This is a genomic window from Streptomyces sp. NPDC052052 (genome assembly GCF_040680455.1).
Classification (GTDB): domain Bacteria; phylum Actinomycetota; class Actinomycetes; order Streptomycetales; family Streptomycetaceae; genus Streptomyces.
This window is the reverse complement of record NZ_JBFAWU010000004.1, coordinates 146499-164750: the sequence shown is the minus strand read 5'-3', so window position 1 is coordinate 164750 and position 18252 is coordinate 146499. Positions and strand designations below refer to the sequence as shown.

At 69.5% G+C, this 18252-nt stretch carries 18 protein-coding genes and 1 pseudogene; 4 read left to right on the top strand and 15 right to left on the bottom strand.

Annotation, left to right across the window (positions count from 1 at the left end; all coding sequences use genetic code 11):
- Nucleotides 1-23 precede the first annotated feature (23 nt).
- Nucleotides 24-353: an ATP/GTP-binding protein gene (locus AB0L71_RS06605; protein ID WP_365238718.1), complete on the bottom strand. Its 330-nt coding sequence runs from the start codon at nt 351-353 to the stop codon at nt 24-26.
- 207 nt (nt 354-560) lie between these two features.
- Between AB0L71_RS06605 and AB0L71_RS06600 the strand changes: the two genes are divergently transcribed.
- Nucleotides 561-1604, top strand: a complete 1044-nt coding sequence (locus AB0L71_RS06600) for an LLM class flavin-dependent oxidoreductase (RefSeq protein ID WP_365238716.1) — start codon at nt 561-563, stop codon at nt 1602-1604.
- Nucleotides 1605-1678: 74 nt separating this feature from the next.
- Here AB0L71_RS06600 and AB0L71_RS06595 read toward each other — a convergent pair whose 3' ends face one another.
- Nucleotides 1679-2071, bottom strand: coding sequence for an SCO5389 family protein (locus AB0L71_RS06595; RefSeq protein WP_365238713.1), 393 nt, complete (start codon nt 2069-2071; stop codon nt 1679-1681).
- 268 nt (nt 2072-2339) lie between these two features.
- On the opposite strand from AB0L71_RS06595, the gene nucS reads away from it, so the two are divergent.
- Nucleotides 2340-3011, top strand: coding sequence for an endonuclease NucS (nucS, locus tag AB0L71_RS06590; protein WP_365238711.1), 672 nt, complete (start codon nt 2340-2342; stop codon nt 3009-3011).
- A gap of 54 nt (nt 3012-3065) precedes the next feature.
- Here nucS and AB0L71_RS06585 read toward each other — a convergent pair whose 3' ends face one another.
- The 4 genes from AB0L71_RS06585 to AB0L71_RS06570 form a co-directional block, all read right to left on the bottom strand.
- A complete protein-coding gene (locus AB0L71_RS06585) occupies nt 3066-5582 on the bottom strand; it encodes an ATP-binding protein (RefSeq protein WP_365238709.1) in 2517 nt (838 codons plus the stop codon).
- Between the two features lie 257 nt (nt 5583-5839).
- Entirely contained in the window at nt 5840-6163 is a 324-nt protein-coding gene (locus tag AB0L71_RS06580) for an STAS domain-containing protein (RefSeq protein WP_072486732.1), read from the bottom strand.
- 235 nt (nt 6164-6398) lie between these two features.
- The gene (locus AB0L71_RS06575) at nt 6399-7247 is read right to left on the bottom strand and encodes a 3-hydroxyacyl-CoA dehydrogenase family protein (RefSeq protein ID WP_365238705.1); all 849 of its coding nucleotides are present in this window, start codon (nt 7245-7247) and stop codon (nt 6399-6401) included.
- Between the two features lie 161 nt (nt 7248-7408).
- Nucleotides 7409-7594, bottom strand: coding sequence for a hypothetical protein (locus tag AB0L71_RS06570; protein WP_365238703.1), 186 nt, complete (start codon nt 7592-7594; stop codon nt 7409-7411).
- 12 nt (nt 7595-7606) lie between these two features.
- On the opposite strand from AB0L71_RS06570, the gene AB0L71_RS06565 reads away from it, so the two are divergent.
- The gene (locus AB0L71_RS06565; RefSeq protein WP_365238700.1) at nt 7607-8179 is read left to right on the top strand and encodes a cob(I)yrinic acid a,c-diamide adenosyltransferase; all 573 of its coding nucleotides are present in this window, start codon (nt 7607-7609) and stop codon (nt 8177-8179) included.
- Between the two features lie 96 nt (nt 8180-8275).
- Here AB0L71_RS06565 and AB0L71_RS06560 read toward each other — a convergent pair.
- Nucleotides 8276-8838: pseudogene (locus AB0L71_RS06560) on the bottom strand (hypothetical protein).
- Between the two features lie 515 nt (nt 8839-9353).
- Here AB0L71_RS06560 and AB0L71_RS06555 point away from each other — a divergent pair.
- The gene (locus tag AB0L71_RS06555) at nt 9354-11234 is read left to right on the top strand and encodes a glycoside hydrolase family 18 chitinase (RefSeq protein WP_365238698.1); all 1881 of its coding nucleotides are present in this window, start codon (nt 9354-9356) and stop codon (nt 11232-11234) included.
- Nucleotides 11235-11467: 233 nt separating this feature from the next.
- On the opposite strand, the gene AB0L71_RS06550 is transcribed toward AB0L71_RS06555, so the two are convergent.
- The 8 genes from AB0L71_RS06550 to atpE form a co-directional block, all read right to left on the bottom strand.
- Nucleotides 11468-11914: a DUF2550 domain-containing protein gene (locus AB0L71_RS06550; protein WP_365239109.1), complete on the bottom strand. Its 447-nt coding sequence runs from the start codon at nt 11912-11914 to the stop codon at nt 11468-11470.
- A gap of 135 nt (nt 11915-12049) precedes the next feature.
- Nucleotides 12050-12424, bottom strand: coding sequence for a F0F1 ATP synthase subunit epsilon (locus AB0L71_RS06545; RefSeq protein WP_365238696.1), 375 nt, complete (start codon nt 12422-12424; stop codon nt 12050-12052).
- A gap of 110 nt (nt 12425-12534) precedes the next feature.
- Nucleotides 12535-13977 (bottom strand): F0F1 ATP synthase subunit beta, encoded by a 1443-nt coding sequence (gene atpD / locus AB0L71_RS06540; protein ID WP_365238693.1) that lies wholly within the window; start codon nt 13975-13977, stop codon nt 12535-12537.
- Nucleotides 13977-14891 (bottom strand): F0F1 ATP synthase subunit gamma, encoded by a 915-nt coding sequence (locus tag AB0L71_RS06535; RefSeq protein ID WP_365238691.1) that lies wholly within the window; start codon nt 14889-14891, stop codon nt 13977-13979. Before AB0L71_RS06535 ends, atpD begins: the two co-directional genes overlap by 1 nt.
- Nucleotides 14892-14894: 3 nt before the next feature.
- Nucleotides 14895-16466 (bottom strand): F0F1 ATP synthase subunit alpha, encoded by a 1572-nt coding sequence (gene atpA / locus AB0L71_RS06530; protein WP_365238689.1) that lies wholly within the window; start codon nt 16464-16466, stop codon nt 14895-14897.
- A gap of 133 nt (nt 16467-16599) precedes the next feature.
- Entirely contained in the window at nt 16600-17415 is an 816-nt protein-coding gene (locus AB0L71_RS06525) for a F0F1 ATP synthase subunit delta (protein WP_365238686.1), read from the bottom strand.
- Entirely contained in the window at nt 17412-17954 is a 543-nt protein-coding gene (locus AB0L71_RS06520) for a F0F1 ATP synthase subunit B (RefSeq protein ID WP_365238683.1), read from the bottom strand. The genes AB0L71_RS06525 and AB0L71_RS06520 overlap by 4 nt, the downstream gene beginning before the upstream one ends.
- Before the next feature lie 42 nt (nt 17955-17996).
- A complete protein-coding gene (gene atpE / locus AB0L71_RS06515; RefSeq protein WP_024884520.1) occupies nt 17997-18227 on the bottom strand; it encodes an ATP synthase F0 subunit C in 231 nt (76 codons plus the stop codon).
- Nucleotides 18228-18252: the final 25 nt, after the last annotated feature.

The following is an 18252-nucleotide window of genomic DNA, read 5'->3' as shown; positions in this document are numbered from 1 at the left end:
CGCCGTCCGCCGTCCGTCGCGGCTCAGTAGCGAGGCGCGTTCCTGGACCGCTGCACCTGCGTGGTGCGGCGGTCCTTCGCGTTCCAGCAGGCCTTGTGCCAGTGCCTGCGGTCGTCGATCCCGCCGTACTCGGACCAGGCCACCAGGTGCGGGACACCGGACGGGATCTCCTGATCACAGCCGGGGCAGCGATACCGCTTGCCCGCCGCGCTCGCGCCGCTCACCGGGCGGACCGACCACTCCTCGCCCCGCCACTCCTCCGTGCGCCCGCCCCCGCCGTACCGGGCGAACGGCTCCACCCTGCTGTCGTCGGGACTGTCGCCGCCTCGGGGGCGGTTACGGCGCGGGGACACGTGACACCTCACAGGGCAGACCGGGCATGAGGTTTCCAGCGTAGGGCCAATCAGCCCAACGCCAAGCCCGCGCCGCCCGGGAGAACGCCCCGGACCGGGTGAGTTACCGGAAAATCGCAACAGCTCGCCGACCAGCCGTGCCTTTGGCACGTGTCAGGCGTTGTTGCCTTGGGGAGAGCCGCGTCGGCCGCAAGGAGGCAATTGGCGATGCGTGTGGGAACGTTCGTACTGGCAGCCCAGTTCCCGGGGCAAGGGCCGGGCGAAGCGCTGCATCGAGCGGTCCGGTCCACCGAGGTCGCGGAGGAGTCCGGACTCGATTCGGTCTGGCTGGCAGAACATCACTTCGTGCCGTACGGGGTCTGCCCGTCCGCCGTCACGCTGGCCGCGCTGCTGCTCGGCCGCACCCGGAGGATCCGGGTGGGCACGGCGGTGAGCGTGCTGTCGACCCAGCATCCGGTCACGCTCGGCGAACAGGCCGCCCTGCTGCATCTCACCAGCGGAGGAAGATTCACCCTGGGCGTCGGCAGGGGCGGCCCCTGGGTGGACCTGGAGGTGTTCGGCGAGGGTCTGGAGGCGTACGAGAAGGGCTTCCCCGAGTCCCTGGAGCTGCTGCTCGACTGGCTGACCAAGCCCAGGGTGGCGGGCAGCGGGCCGCGCTACGGCTTCCGCGAGGTGGCCGTGGTCCCCCGGGCCGACGAACCCCTGGGCGCGGACGACAGCGAGAGCCCGGGCGGTCCCGAAGTCGTCGTCGCGTGCACCTCGCCGAAGACGGTGAGGCTCGCCGCACAGCACGGTCTGCCGATGCTGCTCGGTATGCACTGCGGCGACGAGGAGAAGGCCGAGATGGTCTCCCTGTGGCGCTCCGCCGCCCTCGCCGCGGGCCGCTCGCCCGAGAGCGTCCGGGACGTCGGACATGTGTCCGCGGGGGTGGCCCAGATCGCCGACCGTGCCGAGGACGCCGTGGAGACGCTCGTGAAGGCGATGCCCGGCTGGCTGCGCCAGGGGCTGGACGCCCATGTGACGGTCGACGGCCGGCACCGCGTGATGCGCGACCCGGTCGCCTATACGGAGCTGCTGTGCGGCCTTCATCCCGTCGGCCCGCCGCGGCTCGCGGCCGACCGGCTCGCCGCCACCGCCGAGCGGACCGGGATCACCCGCTTCGCGCTCCTGGCGGAGGGTTCGGGAGACCTGGCGACCACCGAGGAGAACGTGGCCCGCCTGGGCACGGACGTACTGCCGCTCCTCACCTGAGCACACACCCGGGGTACGGGGCTGCCGTCCCGGAGCCCGTCACCTCCCCCGGCCCGGAACGGCAGCAGAAGCGTTTAGCAGTCCCGTAGTTCGGGCGACTGGTTGAGCAACTGGCCCCTCACCGAGGTGAAGCGGGCCAGCCGCTCGTCGGACGAGGCGTCCAGCGGGAACACCGCGACGCGGTGGCAGTTCTGGAATGCGAGACGCACCCCGAAGTGCCGCTGCAGTGCACCGCGTATCGCATCGCTCGCGAGCGCGCGCAGCAACTGACCACGTGCCTGCTCGTCCGGCGGGGGCGTCTGGTTGTCGGCGAACTCTCCGCCGTCGACCTTCAGCTGAGCCACCAGAGAGCTGATCATCTCCCATGCGTAGGGCAGGGAGGTCCGGACGCAGTCGACGAAGTCGGCTTCGTCGACCTCGCCTCGCTCGGCCTGTTCCAACAGGGCCGGTGAGACGTCGAGCGACATGGGTTCTCCTCTCGCGACCCCGACGCCGGGCCGGGGCCTTACGGGCAGGGAAGAGGGCGGCGACGCAGCGTACGCGGACGACGACCTCCTGCTTCCACGGTAAGGGTGCAGTCCTGGCCGCACCAGGAGATTGGGAACACAACCGGCCAATAACGAAGAGGAGCAAAGAGGGGCAAGCGTCTTGGGTACCCCCCTGGACCTCCGGGCCTCCCGGCCCGGTGGGGGGAGAATCGCGTGCACCCCCCGTCGTCGAGTAGCGTTGCGCACCATGCGTCTCGTCATCGCCCGTTGTTCCGTGGACTACGCCGGCCGGCTCACGGCCCACCTGCCCTCCGCTCCCCGCCTGATCCTGGTGAAGGCGGACGGGAGCGTATCGATCCACGCCGACGACCGGGCGTACAAACCCCTCAACTGGATGTCGCCGCCCTGCACCCTCAAGGAAGGCTCCGGCGACTCCGCCGGTGTCTGGACCGTGGTCAACAAAGCGGGCGAGAAACTGATCATCACGATGGAGGAAATCCTCCATGACTCGTCCCATGAGCTGGGCATCGACCCTGGCCTCATCAAGGACGGCGTCGAAGCACATCTCCAGGAACTGCTCGCCGACCGGATCGAAACACTCGGCGAGGGCTACACCCTGATACGCCGCGAGTACTTCACCGCCATCGGCCCGGTCGACATCCTGTGCCGGGACGGCGACGGGCAGACCGTGGCCGTGGAGCTGAAGCGGCGGGGCGACATCGACGGTGTCGAGCAGCTGACCCGCTATCTGGAACTGCTCAACCGCGATCCCCACCTCGCCCCCGTGAAGGGCATCTTCGCCGCGCAGGAGATCAAGCCGCAGGCGCGGGTGCTGGCGACGGACCGCGGGATCGGCTGTGTGGTGCTCGACTACGACGCACTGCGCGGCATCGAGGACGACAAGCTGCGTCTGTTCTGACACGTCTCCCGGGGGCCGGAGGGGGCTGCCCCTCCGGCCCCCGGGGCGTTGTGCTCAGGTCACCGCCGGGCCGCTGTCCGCATCGGACGCCGTCGGAGAGGTAAGGCCGCTCGCCGAGTCGGAGGTGTCCGGCACCGTCGGCGCGGTCTCGGTCGCCGAGTCCGTCGGGTCCGGGGAACCGGTATCCGTTTCGGTCGGAGTCGGGGTCGGACTGCTCGGCCTGGGCGGCGTGGACGACTTCGTCGGCCGGGGCGATCCGCTCGGTGTGCCCGACGACGGCTTGCCGCTGGACGTCTGGCCCGTGGACGGACTGCCGGTCGGACTCGTGGTTTCCGACGGCGTACCACTGGTGCTCGGTGCGGCCTGGCTGCCCGAGGGGCTCGGCGTCACCGCACCGCTGCTGGAGGCCGCTGCCCCGGGTGTCCTGCCGCCCGTCGGCTCGTCGGCCGGCGCTTCCTCCCGGGTGTCGTCCTGGCCGGCCGGCTCCTCGGTGATCACCCCCGGGTTCCCCTGGGCGTCGCCGTCGCCCGACGGCAGCCCCAGTGCCACCACCGTGCCGATCACACCGGCCAGCAGGACGCCCGCACCCGCGACCAGACCGCGCCTGCCCACACGCGTCGACATCCCGGAACGGCCGCCTCGCGCGCCCGGGACCGCGACGGGGGCGCTGCGCCGGAACATCACCGCGGCGGCGTCCTCGTCCTGCCGCGGCAGCGTCTGGGTCACGGCAGTCGCCGTACCGAGGGGCAGCGGCGCCGTCTCCGCCGTGTCGTCCCGGCGGACGGGCCCGCCGCCCGACGGGCCACCGGCTCGGTCCTCGACCAGGGCCAGCGCGCGCCGTCCGGCCACGGCGCCGGACCTGTCGGCGAGCGCCCCGCGCATGCCGATCGAGGTCTCCAGCTCCACCCTGGCCCGTTCCGGGTCACCGGCGCAGAGTGCGAGAACACCCAACTCATGGTGGAAATAAGCCTCTTCGGCGACCTCGCCGGTGATCCTGGCAGCCTCCTGGCCGATCCGCAGGGCCTTCTCCCAGGCGCCCCAGTGCAGCCCCGCCGCGAAGGCCGGGGAGGCGCTGCGGGCCAGCAGCACGGCAGCGTCGGCCTGCTCCGCACCGTCGCCCGGGACGAGCTGGGCCAGCGCCGCGAGGGCGGCGTCGGCCTCGGCCGAGGCGCGTGCGGGGGTGACCGAGGGGTGCCCGGTCCACCAGGCGTAGTGCTGGGCCGCGGTCCGGGCCCGGTCCGCGCTGTCCCGGCCGTATCCGGCGGCCTCCAGCTGGGCGAGGACTCCGGCGGCCAGCCGGTAGCGGGGGCCGACCGGGGAGAGCAGCCCACAGCCGGCCAGTTCGCCGAGCGCGGCGTCGGCGTGGGTGTCCCCCACGAGTGCCGGCAGATGTGCCTGGTGGGGCACCTCGCCGCCGAGCGCGACCGCGAAATGCAGGGTGTCGCGGGCGGCGGTGCTGAGCCGCGAGGCGAGCAGTGCGGCGGGTGCCGCGGCCTCGCCGAGGCCGGGCAGCGGTATGCGGACGCCGCCGACGGTTCCGTCGTTCCGGAGGGGTGCGACGGAGAGCTGTCCGTCGGGGGCGCCGTACGCGTCGGGATCGGTGCCCAGCAGGTCACGCCGGAGCACCAGGTCGCGCTGGCGCAGCAGGGCCCCCGCCTGGACGAGGCGCAGCGGCAGCCCCTCGGACTCGAACCAGAGGTCTCCCGCCCAGTTCGCCTCCTCCTCGGTGAGCCTGCGCTCGACGACCCGCTCCAGCAGTTCGGCCGAGGAGTCGCGGCCGAGGCCCGCGAGGAGGACCTCGTCGAGATACGAGTCAGGGCTGGGTGCGGGGGCGTCCGGAACCGTCGCGAACAGGAAAGCGCACTCCGGTGTGGCGTCGAGCAGTTCGTCCAGGGCCGCCCCGCCGAATTCCAGGTCGTCGAGGACGACGACGGCGCCGATGCCGCGGATCTTTTCGAGGAGACCTGCGCGGTCGGGCCGGTGCAGCGGTGCGTCGTACACGGCCTCGAAGAGCGCGTACAGCAGATCGGTGGAGGTCCTCCCGTGGCCGCAGAGCCGGACGATTCCGTCCGGCGCGAGGTCCGCGCAGTCGGCGGCGACGGCGTTCAGCAGGGTCGTACGGCCGGATCCGGCCGGTCCGACGAGCCGCACCGAGCGACCGCGGGCCAGCAGGCGGGCCAGCCGCTCGCGCTCCTCGGCCCGCTCCAGGAGGGGCAGCCGAGGGGCCGGCGGACCGGGTGGCGCGGGCGGAGTGGTGGCACGTTCGCGGTCGGCGCGCTCGGCGACGCCGCGCTTGACCGGCGCACCCGGATGCTGCCCCGGCGGGCACTGCTCGACCTCACTGCCGTCGACCGTGTTGACGGTGAGCAGGAGGTCGCCCGATACGAGCTGCACCATGCGCGCCCGTTGCGGCGACTGCTGCCCAAGTTCCGGGGTGTTGGGGCCTCCCCTGCCCGGACGGAGCTGAGAGCCCGAAGACGGTTCGCGGGACGGTCGGCGTCGGCCGGTTCCCGTACCGAAGCGGTCGTTGTCCCGGCCGGATCCCTCCGGCCCCCGGTGTGTCGGGTCCATCGCCCATGCCCCCAGACGCGTCGCACGCGATTGCTCTGCCCTTCCCGGCCTCGCACGCCCCGCGGTCGCTCCCGGTCCGGTGTCCGCCCGGTGGGTTCCTCAATCGGCGGACGGGCGAACCCTAGACCGTCGCACCGCGTCGGCCTGCAGCCGGGGGCCCACGCCGTCCGAAGCACACGTTCTCGTGAGGAATGCGCGCTTTCGGGCGCTTCGCACCACGGCCGGGACCACCCCGCGCGGCAGGCGCCGGGCAGGGCCTACACGCGCGGCAGGGAGTCCGCGGCGATCCCGCCTTCGATGGCGAGGATGCGGTGCAGCCGGGTCGCCACCAACAGGCGCTGCATCTGCGGTGGCACACCGCGGAGCACCAGCCGTCGTCCGGCCCGGCCGGCCCGGCGATGCGCACCCATGATGACTCCGAGTCCGGTGGCGTCCCAGGAGTCCAGCTCGGTCAGGTCGAGCACCAGGTCACCGACTCCGTCGTCGAGAGCCGAATGCAGGGCCGTACGGGCGTCCGCCGCGCTTCGGACGTCGAGGCGGCCCCCGACGACCAGCTCGGCGTGGTCGCCCCTGATGTGCATATGCGCTCCCCGTTTTCGCTCCGTAGCAAGGTTCGTCTGTCTGTTCTGTCTCTCCCACAACTGACTGCAGCCGAGACAGGGAAGTTGCCGTCTGTAAGCGAACCGATGCCGAATTCACCCCGTGGAGTGACCAAGGCCCGGCGAGGACCCCTGTGGGTCCACGATTCCGGGAGACTCCCCCCGGACCACTGGGCCTGACCGACGGCAGATCAGGCAACCAGCGGACCGAAAACGATCAGTACGTGTAAAAGCCCTGCCCGCTCTTGCGGCCGATGTCACCTGCATCCACCATCCGGCGCATCAGCTCCGGCGCAGCGAACTTCTCGTCCTGGCACTCGGTGTAGATGTTGCTCGTGGCGTGCAGCAGGATGTCGACGCCGGTCAGGTCCGCCGTGGCCAGCGGGCCCATGGCATGTCCGAAGCCCAGCTTGCAGGCGATGTCGATGTCCTCGGCCGAGGCGACGCCCGACTCGTACAGCTTGGCGGCCTCGACGACGAGTGCGGAGATCAGCCGGGTGGTGACGAAGCCGGCCACGTCACGGTTGACGACGATGCAGGTCTTGCCGACGGACTCGGCGAACTCCCTTGCGGTGGCGAGGGTTTCGTCGCTGGTCTTGTAACCGCGTACGAGTTCGCAGAGCTGCATCATCGGGACCGGCGAGAAGAAGTGCACGCCGACGACGCGCTCGGGGTGCTCCGTCGCTGCCGCGATCTTCGTGATCGGGATGGCTGAGGTGTTGGAGGCGAGGACGGCGTCGTCCCGGACGATCTTGTCGAGCGACCGGAAGATCTCGTGCTTGACCTCCAGCTTCTCGAAGACGGCCTCGACGACGACATCCGCGTCGGCGACCGCGTCGAGGTCGGTGGTGGTGGTGATGCGTCCGAGCGCGGCTTCCGCGTCGGCCGCCGCCAGCTTCCCCTTGGAGACGAACTTGTCGTAGGAGGCCTTGATGCCGTCGCGCCCACGCGCCAGGGCCTCATCGGTGACATCGCGCAGCACGACGTCCCAGCCCGCCTGGGCCGAGACCTGCGCGATGCCGGACCCCATGAGTCCGGCCCCGATGACGGCAAGCTTCCTGGCCACGTTTGCACCCCTTGGTCTGTGGTCCGGCCCCTGCAACTGGTCCTGCACGGCCTCACGACTGTTCACATGCTCTCCGGCGGAGATTAGTACCCGCGGGCGGCTCTGGGGCCGTGAAGAGATGCGCGTCACGTCTCACATGACGGACATCACACCGGGACACGTCATTCGGCGGCGATCCGGGCGCAGTTGAGGCCCTTCTCGCTCAGAAGTCCCTCGATCGCGTCGAGCCGGGCGAGCTCCCGGCGCCATGTCGGCCCCCTCGTGGACCGTGCGCCTTGCGCGATGCCGCCCAGGGCGCCGATCCGCTGGACGTCCGCTCCCCCACCGGCGGTACGGGCGACCGACACTAGGCTGGCCCCATGGTCAATCTGACACGTATCTACACCCGTACCGGCGACCAGGGCACCACCGCCCTCGGCGACATGAGCCGGACCGCCAAGACCGATCTGCGGATCTCGGCGTACGCCGACACCAATGAGGCCAACGCCGTCATCGGTACGGCGATCGCGCTCGGGCAGCTCCCCGAGGACGTCGTCAAGGTCCTCGTCCGCGTGCAGAACGACCTGTTCGACGTGGGCGCGGATCTGTCGACCCCTGTGGTCGAGGACCCGAAGTACCCGCCGCTGCGGGTCGAGCAGAGCTATGTCGACAAGCTGGAGGCGGACTGCGACCACTTCCTGGAGCAGCTGGAGAAGCTGCGGAGCTTCATCCTGCCGGGCGGTACGCCGGGGGCTGCGCTGCTGCATCAGGCGTGCACGGTGGTCCGGCGTGCGGAGCGGTCCACCTGGGCGGCGCTGGAGGTACACGGTGAGGTGATGAACGCGCTGACGGCGACGTACCTCAACCGCCTCTCCGACCTGCTGTTCATCCTCGCGCGGACGGCGAACAAGGAGGTCGGCGACGTGTTGTGGGTGCCGGGCGGCGAGCGCTAGGGCCTTTCGTTTGGATCAGGGCGGGCTCGCGTGCCCCGGCACCGCACCTCGCCGCGTTGTCGTCGGGCGGGCTCGGGGCCGGGCCCACCCGACGGTTCAGTGGCCCGCGCGCTCCCTCTTCGGGAACAGGGTGTAGCTCGCGGCGATGACCACGTTGATCCCGATCACGAACAGCATCGTCTGCTGCCACGACCGCAGCGACGTCACGTCCCCATCCTGGCCCACGTACCAGACCGCCGCCTGCAGCGGCGCCAGCGCCGTCACGGCCGCGGCCGACCAGCGCGCCGCGACCCTCCACTCGTGCGCCGCACGCTCCCTGCCGTACTTCGGCGGCTTCACCGGCGGCGGGCCCCCGGCGGAGCGATGCGCGAACCGGGCGTCGGCCCAGCGGATCGTGGCGGGGCAAACGTTGCCTGTTGCGGCACCAGTCCCACCGTGAAGCCGATGTAGACCGCGGCGAGACCGTGCTTCCAGTCCGGTTCGGCCCCGTTCTTCAGGTCGACCGCCGTTACCACCAGCAAGGCGACCTCCAGCAGCGGCTCGCACAGCAGCATCGCCGCCCCCAGCCGCCGCTTCCTCGCCGGGTAGCGCAGCACGAGCCCTGCGGCCAGCAGCACCCAGAAGGCGACGTCGCAGAGCACGACCAGCGTGACGATCACGGCACTTCTCCTTCCCGTTCCCACCAGGCTTCCGGCCGAGGTGTCCGGAAACTTCGTCGCCGGTGACGAGCCCCGACCGCATCCTCCGACACAGCCGTGCCGTACGGGACACCGTTCGCCGCCCGTCGGCTCCCGGTGACGCATGGCGAGGCGGTGCCTCCATCCGCCTGACATGCCGTCTCATCCCCATGCCCGACGCGCCCTTACCCGTGCGGAAGCGGGACGCAGTCACTCGGGCGCACCCGACGGACTCGACGAATTCCCACGTCAACAGGGCGCCGGGGAAGGCCGAAACGGAGCATCCGGGTTCAAACGACGTTTTGCATGCAGCAGTTGGCCATTCAAGGTTTAGTTCCGATCTTTGGTCTGGACCTCTTGACGATTGGTCCAGACCTTCCTAATCTCACCGAGCACACTGCGGTGAGTGAGCCATGACAAAGGCGCGCTCAGGGCGACGCAGGGTCTGCCGTTCACGGACCACCCCCGTATGTCCGGACCTCACTCGAGGAGCACCGTTGAACATGGAAACCCCCCAGCGCCGGGCCCGATTCAGAATCGGGACCGGCAGAGCCACCAGATCCCGAGCGGTCGCGGGCCTCACCGCGCTGTTCCTTCCCCTGGCCGCGATGGTCGGCCTGGCCTCCCCCGCCGAAGCCGCCACCTCGGCAACCGCCACGTACCTCAAGAAGTCCGACTGGGGCACCGGCTTCGAGGGCCAGTGGACGGTGAAGAACACCGGCACCACCGCCCTCTCCTCCTGGACCATCGAGTGGGACTTCCCATCGGGCACCGCCGTCAGCTCCGCCTGGGACGCCACCGTCACCAGCTCGGGCACCCACTGGACCGCCAAGAACGTCAGCTGGAACGGCACGGTCGCACCGGGCGCCAGCATCTCCTTCGGCTTCAACGGCACCGGTTCCGGCTCGCCCAGCGGCTGCACGGTGAACGGCGCCTCCTGTGACGGCGGCAGCGTCCCCGGCGACGCCGCGCCTTCGGCGCCCGGCACCCCCACCGCGAGCGACATCACCGACACCTCGGTCAAGCTCAGCTGGACCGCGGCGACCGACGACAACGGCATCAAGAACTACGACGTCCTGCGCGACGGCGTCGTCGTCTCCACGGTCACCAGCACCTCGTACACCAACACCGGCCTCACCGCGGGCACGGACTACTCGTACACCGTGCAGGCCCGTGACACCGCCGACCAGACCGGCCCGGTCAGCGGTGCGGTCAAGGTCCACACCACCGGCGGCGGCAGCACCGACCCGGACCCCGGCACCAGCGGCAAGGTCAACCTCGGTTACTTCACCGACTGGGGCGTCTACGGCCGGAACTACCACGTGAAGAACCTCGACACCTCGGGTTCGGCCGCGAAGATCACGCACATCAACTACGCCTTCGGCAACGTGACCGGCGGCAAGTGCGCGATCGGTGACGCCTACGCCGACTACGACATGGCGTACACCGCCGACAAGTCCGTCGACGGCGTCGCCGACACCTGGGACCAGCCGCTGCGCGGCAGCTTCAACCAGCTGCGCAAGCTCAAGGCGAAGTACCCGAACATCAAGGTTCTCTGGTCCTTCGGCGGCTGGACCTGGTCCGGCGGCTTCGGTGAGGCCGCGAAGAACCCGACCGCGTTCGCCCAGTCCTGCTACGACCTGGTCGAGGACCCCCGCTGGGCCGATGTCTTCGACGGCATCGACATCGACTGGGAGTACCCGAACGCCTGTGGTCTGACCTGTGACACCAGCGGCCCGGCCGCGCTGAAGGGCATCACCTCCGCGCTGCGTGCGAAGTTCGGCAGCAACAACCTGGTGACGGCAGCGATCACCGCCGACGCCTCCAGCGGCGGCAAGATCGACGCCACCGACTACGCGGGCGCCGCCCAGTCCCTGGACTGGTACAACGTGATGACGTACGACTTCTTCGGCGCCTGGGAGGCGAAGGGCCCGACCGCCCCGCACTCTCCGCTCACCTCCTACGACGGCATCCCGCAGGCCGGCTTCAACTCCGCTGAGGCCATCGCCAAGCTGAAGGCCCAGGGCATCCCCTCCTCGAAGCTGCTGCTCGGCATCGGCTTCTACGGCCGCGGCTGGACCGGTGTCACCCAGGACGCGCCCGGCGGCACCGCCACCGGTGCGGCCTCCGGCACCTACGAGGCCGGCATCGAGGACTACAAGGTCCTGAAGACCAGCTGCCCGGCCACCGGCACGGTCGCCGGCACGGCGTACGCGCACTGCGGCACCAACTGGTGGAGCTACGACACCCCGGCCACCATCGCGTCCAAGATGACCTGGGCGAAGGGCCAGGGCCTGGGAGGAGCGTTCTTCTGGGAGTTCAGTGGTGACACGACCAACGGTGAACTCGTCAGCGCGATCAGCAACGGTCTGAAGTAACCCCTCGGCACCGCGCACGAGCCCCGCAAAACAACCGGGGAGACAGGTACGCCCCCTGTCTCCCCGGTTCTTCGTATGTCCACTGCCGCACCGACACGGTCCTGGCCCGATCGCTACCGCGTCGGCGCCGTTTCTCGTTCGTTCGCCGACGCACCAGCACGGTCCTTCGCCCGATCGCTACCGCACCCGCGCCCGCACCGGATCACGTCGTACGGTCCGGCTCTCCGGTCCGCTCAGGCCACATTGACGCGCTGGCCGGGCGGGGCCGCCTCGAGCCAGGCGAGAAAGCCGGTCAGCGCGTCCTCGCTCATGGCGAGCTCCAGGCGGGTCCCCTGGTGGAGACAGCCGAGCACCACGGCGTCGGACAGGAGCGCCAGCTCCTCCTCGCCCTCGGGCAGCCGGCGGCCGACCACCTCGATCGCGGAGCGGTCCAGGCCCCGGCGCGGACGCAACGCGTACGAGAAGACCCGGAACCAGTCGATCCGGTCGCCGCTGTAGCGCGCGACCCCGTACACCCAGCCCTTGCCCGAGAGATCGGGCTCCTCCGGAACGTTCCAGCGCAGGCTGCAGTCGAAGGTCCCACCGGAACGCTGGATCAGCCGCCGGCGCAGACCGAAGAGGAAGAGCCCCACCACAACCAGTGCGACGACCAGACCGCCCACCCACAGCGCGAGGACCATCTCCACCGACCTCCTCGCGTCGTCGAGTAACGGATTCGCCAAAACTGCCACCTGCATCGCCTCAGCCGCGGCCCGGTCTGGAGACTTCTCCAGCACGGGCCGCGGCTGAGGGTAAAGCTACGTTGTCGCGGTGCGCTAGCGCACCGCCACCGCGCGCAGTCGCACTTCGGCGCGCCGCTCGGAAGCAGCGTCCGTAGCCGACTTCGCACGCTCCAGCGCACGCTCGGCGCGCTGGACATCGATCTCGTCCGCCAGCTCAGCAATCTCGGCCAGCAGGGAGAGCTTGTCGTCCGCGAACGAGATGAAACCGCCGTGCACAGCGGCGACCACGGTCCCGCCGTCGCTCGTGCGGATCGTCACCGGGCCCGACTCCAGCACACCCAGAAGCGGCTGGTGACCGGGCATGACGCCGATGTCGCCGGACGTGGTGCGCGCGACGACCAGGGTGGCCTCGCCGGACCAGACACTGCGGTCCGCGGCGACCAGCTCGACGTGCAGCTCAGCAGCCAAGGGTGGCTCCTCGGGTCACCACCCGGCCGTTGATGCCGGGTGTTGGGTCAATTCTACGGGGCGTGGTGAGGGGGACGGGACGCACCCGTCCCCCTCGGTGAGCCATGGGCTCAGGAGACGCCGAGCTCCTTGGCGTTGGCCTTGAGGTCCTCCAGGCCACCGCACATGAAGAACGCCTGCTCGGGGAAGTGGTCGTACTCACCGTCGCAGATCGCGTTGAACGCGGCGATCGACTCGTCGAGCGGAACGTCCGAACCGTCCACGCCGGTGAACTGCTTGGCGACGTGGGTGTTCTGCGACAGGAAGCGCTCGACACGACGGGCACGGTGGACAACGAGCTTGTCCTCCTCGCCCAGCTCGTCGATACCGAGGATCGCGATGATGTCCTGGAGGTCCTTGTACTTCTGGAGGATCCCCTTGACACGCATGGCGGCCTGGTAGTGGTCCTGCGCGATGTAGCGCGGGTCCAGGATGCGGGACGTGGAGTCCAGCGGGTCCACGGCCGGGTAGATGCCCTTCTCGGAGATCGGACGGGAGAGAACCGTCGTCGCGTCGAGATGGGCGAAGGTGGTGGCCGGGGCCGGGTCGGTCAGGTCGTCCGCGGGGACGTAGATCGCCTGCATCGAGGTGATCGAGTGACCACGGGTCGAGGTGATGCGCTCCTGGAGCAGACCCATCTCGTCGGCCAGGTTCGGCTGGTAACCCACCGCGGACGGCATGCGGCCGAGCAGGGTGGACACCTCGGAGCCGGCCTGGGTGTACCGGAAGATGTTGTCGATGAAGAAGAGCACGTCCTGCTTCTGCACATCGCGGAAGTACTCCGCCATGGTCAGACCGGCCAGCGCCACACGGAGACGCGTGCCCGGCGGCTCGTCCATCTGGCCGAAGACCAGGGCGGTCTTGTCGATGACGCCCGAGTCGGTCATTTCCTCGATGAGGTCGTTGCCCTCACGGGTACGCTCGCCGACGCCCGCGAACACCGACACACCGTCGTGGTTGTTGGCGACGCGGTAGATCATTTCCTGGATCAGAACGGTCTTGCCGACACCGGCACCACCGAACAGACCGATCTTTCCACCCTTGACGTACGGGGTGAGCAGGTCGATGACCTTGACGCCGGTCTCGAACATCTCGGTCTTGGACTCGAGCTGGTCGAAGTTGGGCGCCTTGCGGTGGATCGGCCAGCGCTCGGTGACCTCGGCCTCGGCCTCGGGCTTGTTCAGGATCTCACCCAGGGTGTTGAACACCTTGCCCTTGGTGATCTCGCCGACCGGCACCGTGATGCCGGTGCCCGTGTCGGTCACCGGGGCCTGGCGGACCAGACCGTCGGTGGGCTGCATCGAGATCGCGCGGACCATGCCGTCGCCCAGGTGCTGGGCGACCTCGAGGGTCAGCTTCTTGAGCTTGCCCTCCTCGGCCGGGTCGGCGACCTCAACGGTCAGCGCGTTGTAGATGTCCGGCATCGCGTCGACGGGGAACTCCACGTCGACGACCGGGCCGATGACCCGGGCGACGCGGCCCGTGGCAACGGCCGTCTCAACTGTGGTCGTCATTACTTGTCACTCCCCGCGGTCGCGTCGGCCAGCGCACTGGCACCACCGACGATCTCGCTGATTTCCTGGGTGATTTCGGCCTGGCGGGCCGCGTTGGCAAGCCGGGAGAGGCTCTTGATGAGCTCACCGGCGTTGTCGGTCGCCGACTTCATCGCGCGGCGGCGGGCGGCGTGCTCGGAAGCAGCCGACTGCAACAGCGCGTTGTAGATCCGGCTCTCGACGTACCGCGGAAGCAGGGCGTCGAGGACGTCCTCCGCCGACGGCTCGAAGTCGAACAGCGGCAGGATCTCGCCCTTGCCGTCCTCGTCCTTCGCAGCGCCGAGGCTGAGCGGCAGCATCCGGTCTTCCACCGGGTTCTGCGTCATCATCGACACGAACTCCGTGAAGACGATGTGGAGCTCGTCCACGCCGCCCTCGGCGGTGTCCTTGCTGACCGACTCGATCAGCGGGGCCGCGGCCCGCTTGGCATCGGCATACGTCGGGCTGTCGGTGAAGCCCGTCCACGATTCCTCGATCTTGCGCTCGCGGAATCCGTAGTAGGCGACACCCTTGCGGCCGATCACATACGTGACGACCTCCTTGCCCTCACCGCGAAGCCGCTCGGTCAGTCGCTCCGCGGCCTTGATGGCGTTGGAGGAGTAACCGCCGGCCAGACCGCGGTCGCTCGTGATGAGCAGGATCGCGGCCCGTGCCGGAGTCTCGGCCTCGGTGGTCAGCGGGTGCTTGGTGGTGGAGCCGGTCGCCACCGCGGTCACCGCGCGGGTGAGCTCGCTGGCGTACGGCGTCGACGCCGCCACCTGGCGCTGCGCCTTGACGATGCGCGAAGCGGCGATCATCTCCATCGCCTTGGTGATCTTCTTCGTGGCGGTGACGGAGCGGATGCGGCGCTTGTAAACGCGAAGCTGAGCGCCCATCGATCAGCCCTCGCCCAGCAGCTTGCCGTCCGAGGTCTCGAACTGCTGCTTGAAGGTGGCGATGGAGTCAGCGATCGCCTGCAGCGTGTCGTCGGACATCTTGCCGCCCTCGACGATGCTGGTCAGGAGCTCCTTGCGCTCACGGCGCAGGTACTCCAGCAGCTCGCTCTCGAAGCGGCGGATGTCCTGGACCGGGACGTCGTCCATCTTGCCGGTGGTGCCGGCCCAGATGGAGACGACCTGCTCCTCGACGGGCATCGGCTGGTACTGGCCCTGCTTCAGCAGCTCGACCATGCGCTTACCGCGCTCCAGCGACGCCTTCGACGCAGCGTCCAGGTCGGAACCGAAGGCAGCGAACGCCTCCAGCTCGCGGTACTGGGCGAGGTCGACACGGAGTCGGCCGGAGACCTGCTTCATGGCCTTGTGCTGGGCGGAGCCACCGACACGGGAGACCGAGATACCGACGTTCAGGGCCGGACGCTGGCCGGCGTTGAACAGGTCGGACTCCAGGAAGCACTGGCCGTCGGTGATGGAGATGACGTTGGTCGGGATGAACGCCGACACGTCGTTCGCCTTGGTCTCGACGATCGGGAGGCCCGTCATCGAACCGGCGCCCATGTCGTCGGAGAGCTTCGCGCAGCGCTCCAGCAGACGCGAGTGCAGGTAGAAGACGTCGCCCGGGTAGGCCTCACGGCCCGGCGGACGGCGCAGCAGAAGCGACACGGCGCGGTAGGCGTCGGCCTGCTTCGAGAGGTCGTCGAAGATGATCAGGACGTGCTTGCCCTGGTACATCCAGTGCTGGCCGATGGCCGAACCGGTGTACGGCGCCAGGTACTTGAAGCCGGCCGGGTCGGACGCCGGGGCGGCGACGATGGTCGTGTACTCGAGCGCACCGGCCTCTTCCAGGGCACCGCGCACGGAGGCGATGGTGGAGCCCTTCTGACCGACGGCGACGTAGATGCAGCGCACCTGCTTGTTCACGTCGCCCGAGCGCCAGTTGTCGCGCTGGTTGATGATCGTGTCGACGGCCAGAGCGGTCTTACCCGTCTGACGGTCACCAATGATCAGCTGACGCTGGCCACGGCCGATCGGCACCATGGCGTCGACGGCCTTGTAGCCGGTCTGCATCGGCTCGTGCACCGACTTACGGACCATGACGCCAGGGGCCTGCAGCTCGAGGGCGCGGCGGCTGTCGGTCGCGATCTCGCCGAGACCGTCGATCGGGTTGCCGAGCGGGTCGACGACGCGGCCGAGGTAACCCTCGCCGACGCCGACGGAGAGAACCTCACCGGTGCGCTGCACCGGCTGGCCCTCTTCGATACCGCTGAACTCGCCGAGGACGATCGCACCGATCTCGCGCTCCTCGAGGTTGAGGGCGAGACCGAGGGTGCCGTCCTCGAACTTCAGCAGCTCGTTCGCCATGGCCGAGGGAAGACCCTCGACCTTCGCGATGCCGTCGCCGGCAACGCTGACCGTACCGACCTCCTCGCGCGAGGCCGCGTCCGGCTTGTACGACTGGACAAAGTTCTCCAGCGCGTCCCGGATCTCCTCCGGCCGGATCGTGAGCTCCGCCATCTGGGTTCCCTGCTCTCCTTGTTGGGCCCGAAGTTTCTTAAGGGGGTCTGGGGGCCGACCCCCAGGAATCTTCTGCAATTTCTGCACGGCCCAACCGGGCCGCTGGTCTTGCTCTGTTCTGTTGCTGCGCTCGTCAGCCGGCCACGCGACGGGTCGCCTCGTCGAGGCGCTCCGCGATGGTGCCGTTGATGACCTCGTCACCGACCCGCACCGCGATCCCGCCGAGGACCGCAGGGTCCACATCGAGATTCAGGTGCATCGGCCGGCCGTAGATCTTCGTCAGCGCGGCGCCGAGACGCTGCTTCTGCCGATCGTTCAGCGGCACTGCCGAGGTGACCACGGCGACCATCCGGTCCCGACGCTCCGCGGCAAGCTTGGAGAGGGACTCGAGTCCCGCTTCAAGGCTACGTCCACGCGGCTGGGTGACAAGCCGTACGATGACGCGCTCGGTGGCGGGCCGCGTCTTGCCGCCGAGCAGGCTGCGTACCAGCTGCCCCTTGGCGGTGGCGGACGCGGACCGGTCGGTGAGCGCGGCGCGCAGCTCCTTGTCGGAGGCCACGATCCGGCCGAACCGGAACAGCTCGTCCTCGACGTCGTCGAGGTCTCCGCTGCGCTGGGCGGCGGTGAGGTCTGCGATGTTCGCCAGTTCCTCGACCGCGTCGACCAGGTCGCGCGACTGCGACCAGCGGGAGCGGACCATGCCGGAGACCAGGTCGACGGTCTCGCCGCCCACCTGACCGCGCAGCAGTCGTCCGGCCAGCTCGGCCTTGGCCTCGCCGGCCTGCGACGGGTCGGTCAGGACCCGTCGCAGCGATACCTCGCGCTGGAGCAGCGCCGTGACGGCGGCCAGCTCCTCGGCGAGCTTCGCCGCGTCGACCGACGTGCTGTCGGTCAGCGCGTCGAGACGCTCACGTGCGGCAGCCAGTGCCTCGCGGCTCGCGCCGTTCATCGGACAGCCTCGGCCTTCGCCTCGAGCTCGTCGAGGAACCGGTCGACGGTGCCACTCTGCCGGGCGTGGTCCTCGAGGGACTCGCCGACGAGCTTGCCGGCCAGGTCGGTGGCGAGCTTGCCCACGTCCTGGCGCAGCGCGGCGGCCGCGGCCTTGCGGTCGGCCTCGATCTGGGCGTGACCGGCAGCGATGATCTCCTCACGCTGCCGCTGGCCTTCCGCCCGCATCTCCTGCAGGATCACGGCACCCTGCTCCTGCGCCTCCTGGCGCAGGCGCGCGGCCTCGTGACGGGCCTCGGCGAGCTGAGCCTTGTACTGCTCAAGCACGCTCTGGGCCTCGGTCTGGGCCGCATCGGCCTTTTCGATACCGCCTTCGATGGCCTCGCGGCGCTCTTCCAGAACCTTGTTGATGTTCGGGAGGAGCTTCTTGGCAAGGAAGCCGAAGACGATGAGGAAGGCGATGAGGCCGATGACGAGCTCGGGAATCGGCGGGACGAGGGGGTTTTCCGTCTCGGCCGCGATCGTAAGCAACTGGCTCACGTCATTGCCTTTCGTCTAGTGGGCTGGTCGTGGATCCGAAGATCACTTGCCGTAGACGAACGGCATGACCAGACCGATGAGGGCGAGCGCCTCACAGAAGGCGAAGCCGAGGATCTGGTTGGCGCGGATGAGACCGGCAGCCTCGGGCTGACGGGCGAGAGCCTGGGTGCCGTTACCGAAGATGATGCCGACGCCGACGCCGGGGCCGATGGCGGCGAGGCCGTAACCGATGGAGCCGAGGGAGCCGCTGACGGCAGCAAGGGTCTGGGACATGCCAGTTCTTCCTTCTCTTTCACGG

Bases quoted from the DNA above. Each gene is read 5' to 3' on its own strand.
- AB0L71_RS06600 (WP_365238716.1), top strand. From the start codon at position 561: ATGCGTGTGGGAACGTTCGTACTGGCAGCCCAGTTCCCGGGGCAAGGG.
- AB0L71_RS06595 (WP_365238713.1), bottom strand. From the start codon at position 2,071: ATGTCGCTCGACGTCTCACCGGCCCTGTTGGAACAGGCCGAGCGAGGC.
- nucS (WP_365238711.1), top strand. From the start codon at position 2,340: ATGCGTCTCGTCATCGCCCGTTGTTCCGTGGACTACGCCGGCCGGCTC.
- AB0L71_RS06585 (WP_365238709.1), bottom strand. From the start codon at position 5,582: ATGGACCCGACACACCGGGGGCCGGAGGGATCCGGCCGGGACAACGAC.
- AB0L71_RS06580 (WP_072486732.1), bottom strand. From the start codon at position 6,163: ATGCACATCAGGGGCGACCACGCCGAGCTGGTCGTCGGGGGCCGCCTC.
- AB0L71_RS06565 (WP_365238700.1), top strand. From the start codon at position 7,607: ATGGTCAATCTGACACGTATCTACACCCGTACCGGCGACCAGGGCACC.
- AB0L71_RS06550 (WP_365239109.1), bottom strand. From the start codon at position 11,914: ATGGTCCTCGCGCTGTGGGTGGGCGGTCTGGTCGTCGCACTGGTTGTG.
- atpD (WP_365238693.1), bottom strand. From the start codon at position 13,977: ATGACGACCACAGTTGAGACGGCCGTTGCCACGGGCCGCGTCGCCCGG.
- AB0L71_RS06535 (WP_365238691.1), bottom strand. From the start codon at position 14,891: ATGGGCGCTCAGCTTCGCGTTTACAAGCGCCGCATCCGCTCCGTCACC.
- atpA (WP_365238689.1), bottom strand. From the start codon at position 16,466: ATGGCGGAGCTCACGATCCGGCCGGAGGAGATCCGGGACGCGCTGGAG.
- AB0L71_RS06525 (WP_365238686.1), bottom strand. From the start codon at position 17,415: ATGAACGGCGCGAGCCGCGAGGCACTGGCTGCCGCACGTGAGCGTCTC.
- atpE (WP_024884520.1), bottom strand. From the start codon at position 18,227: ATGTCCCAGACCCTTGCTGCCGTCAGCGGCTCCCTCGGCTCCATCGGT.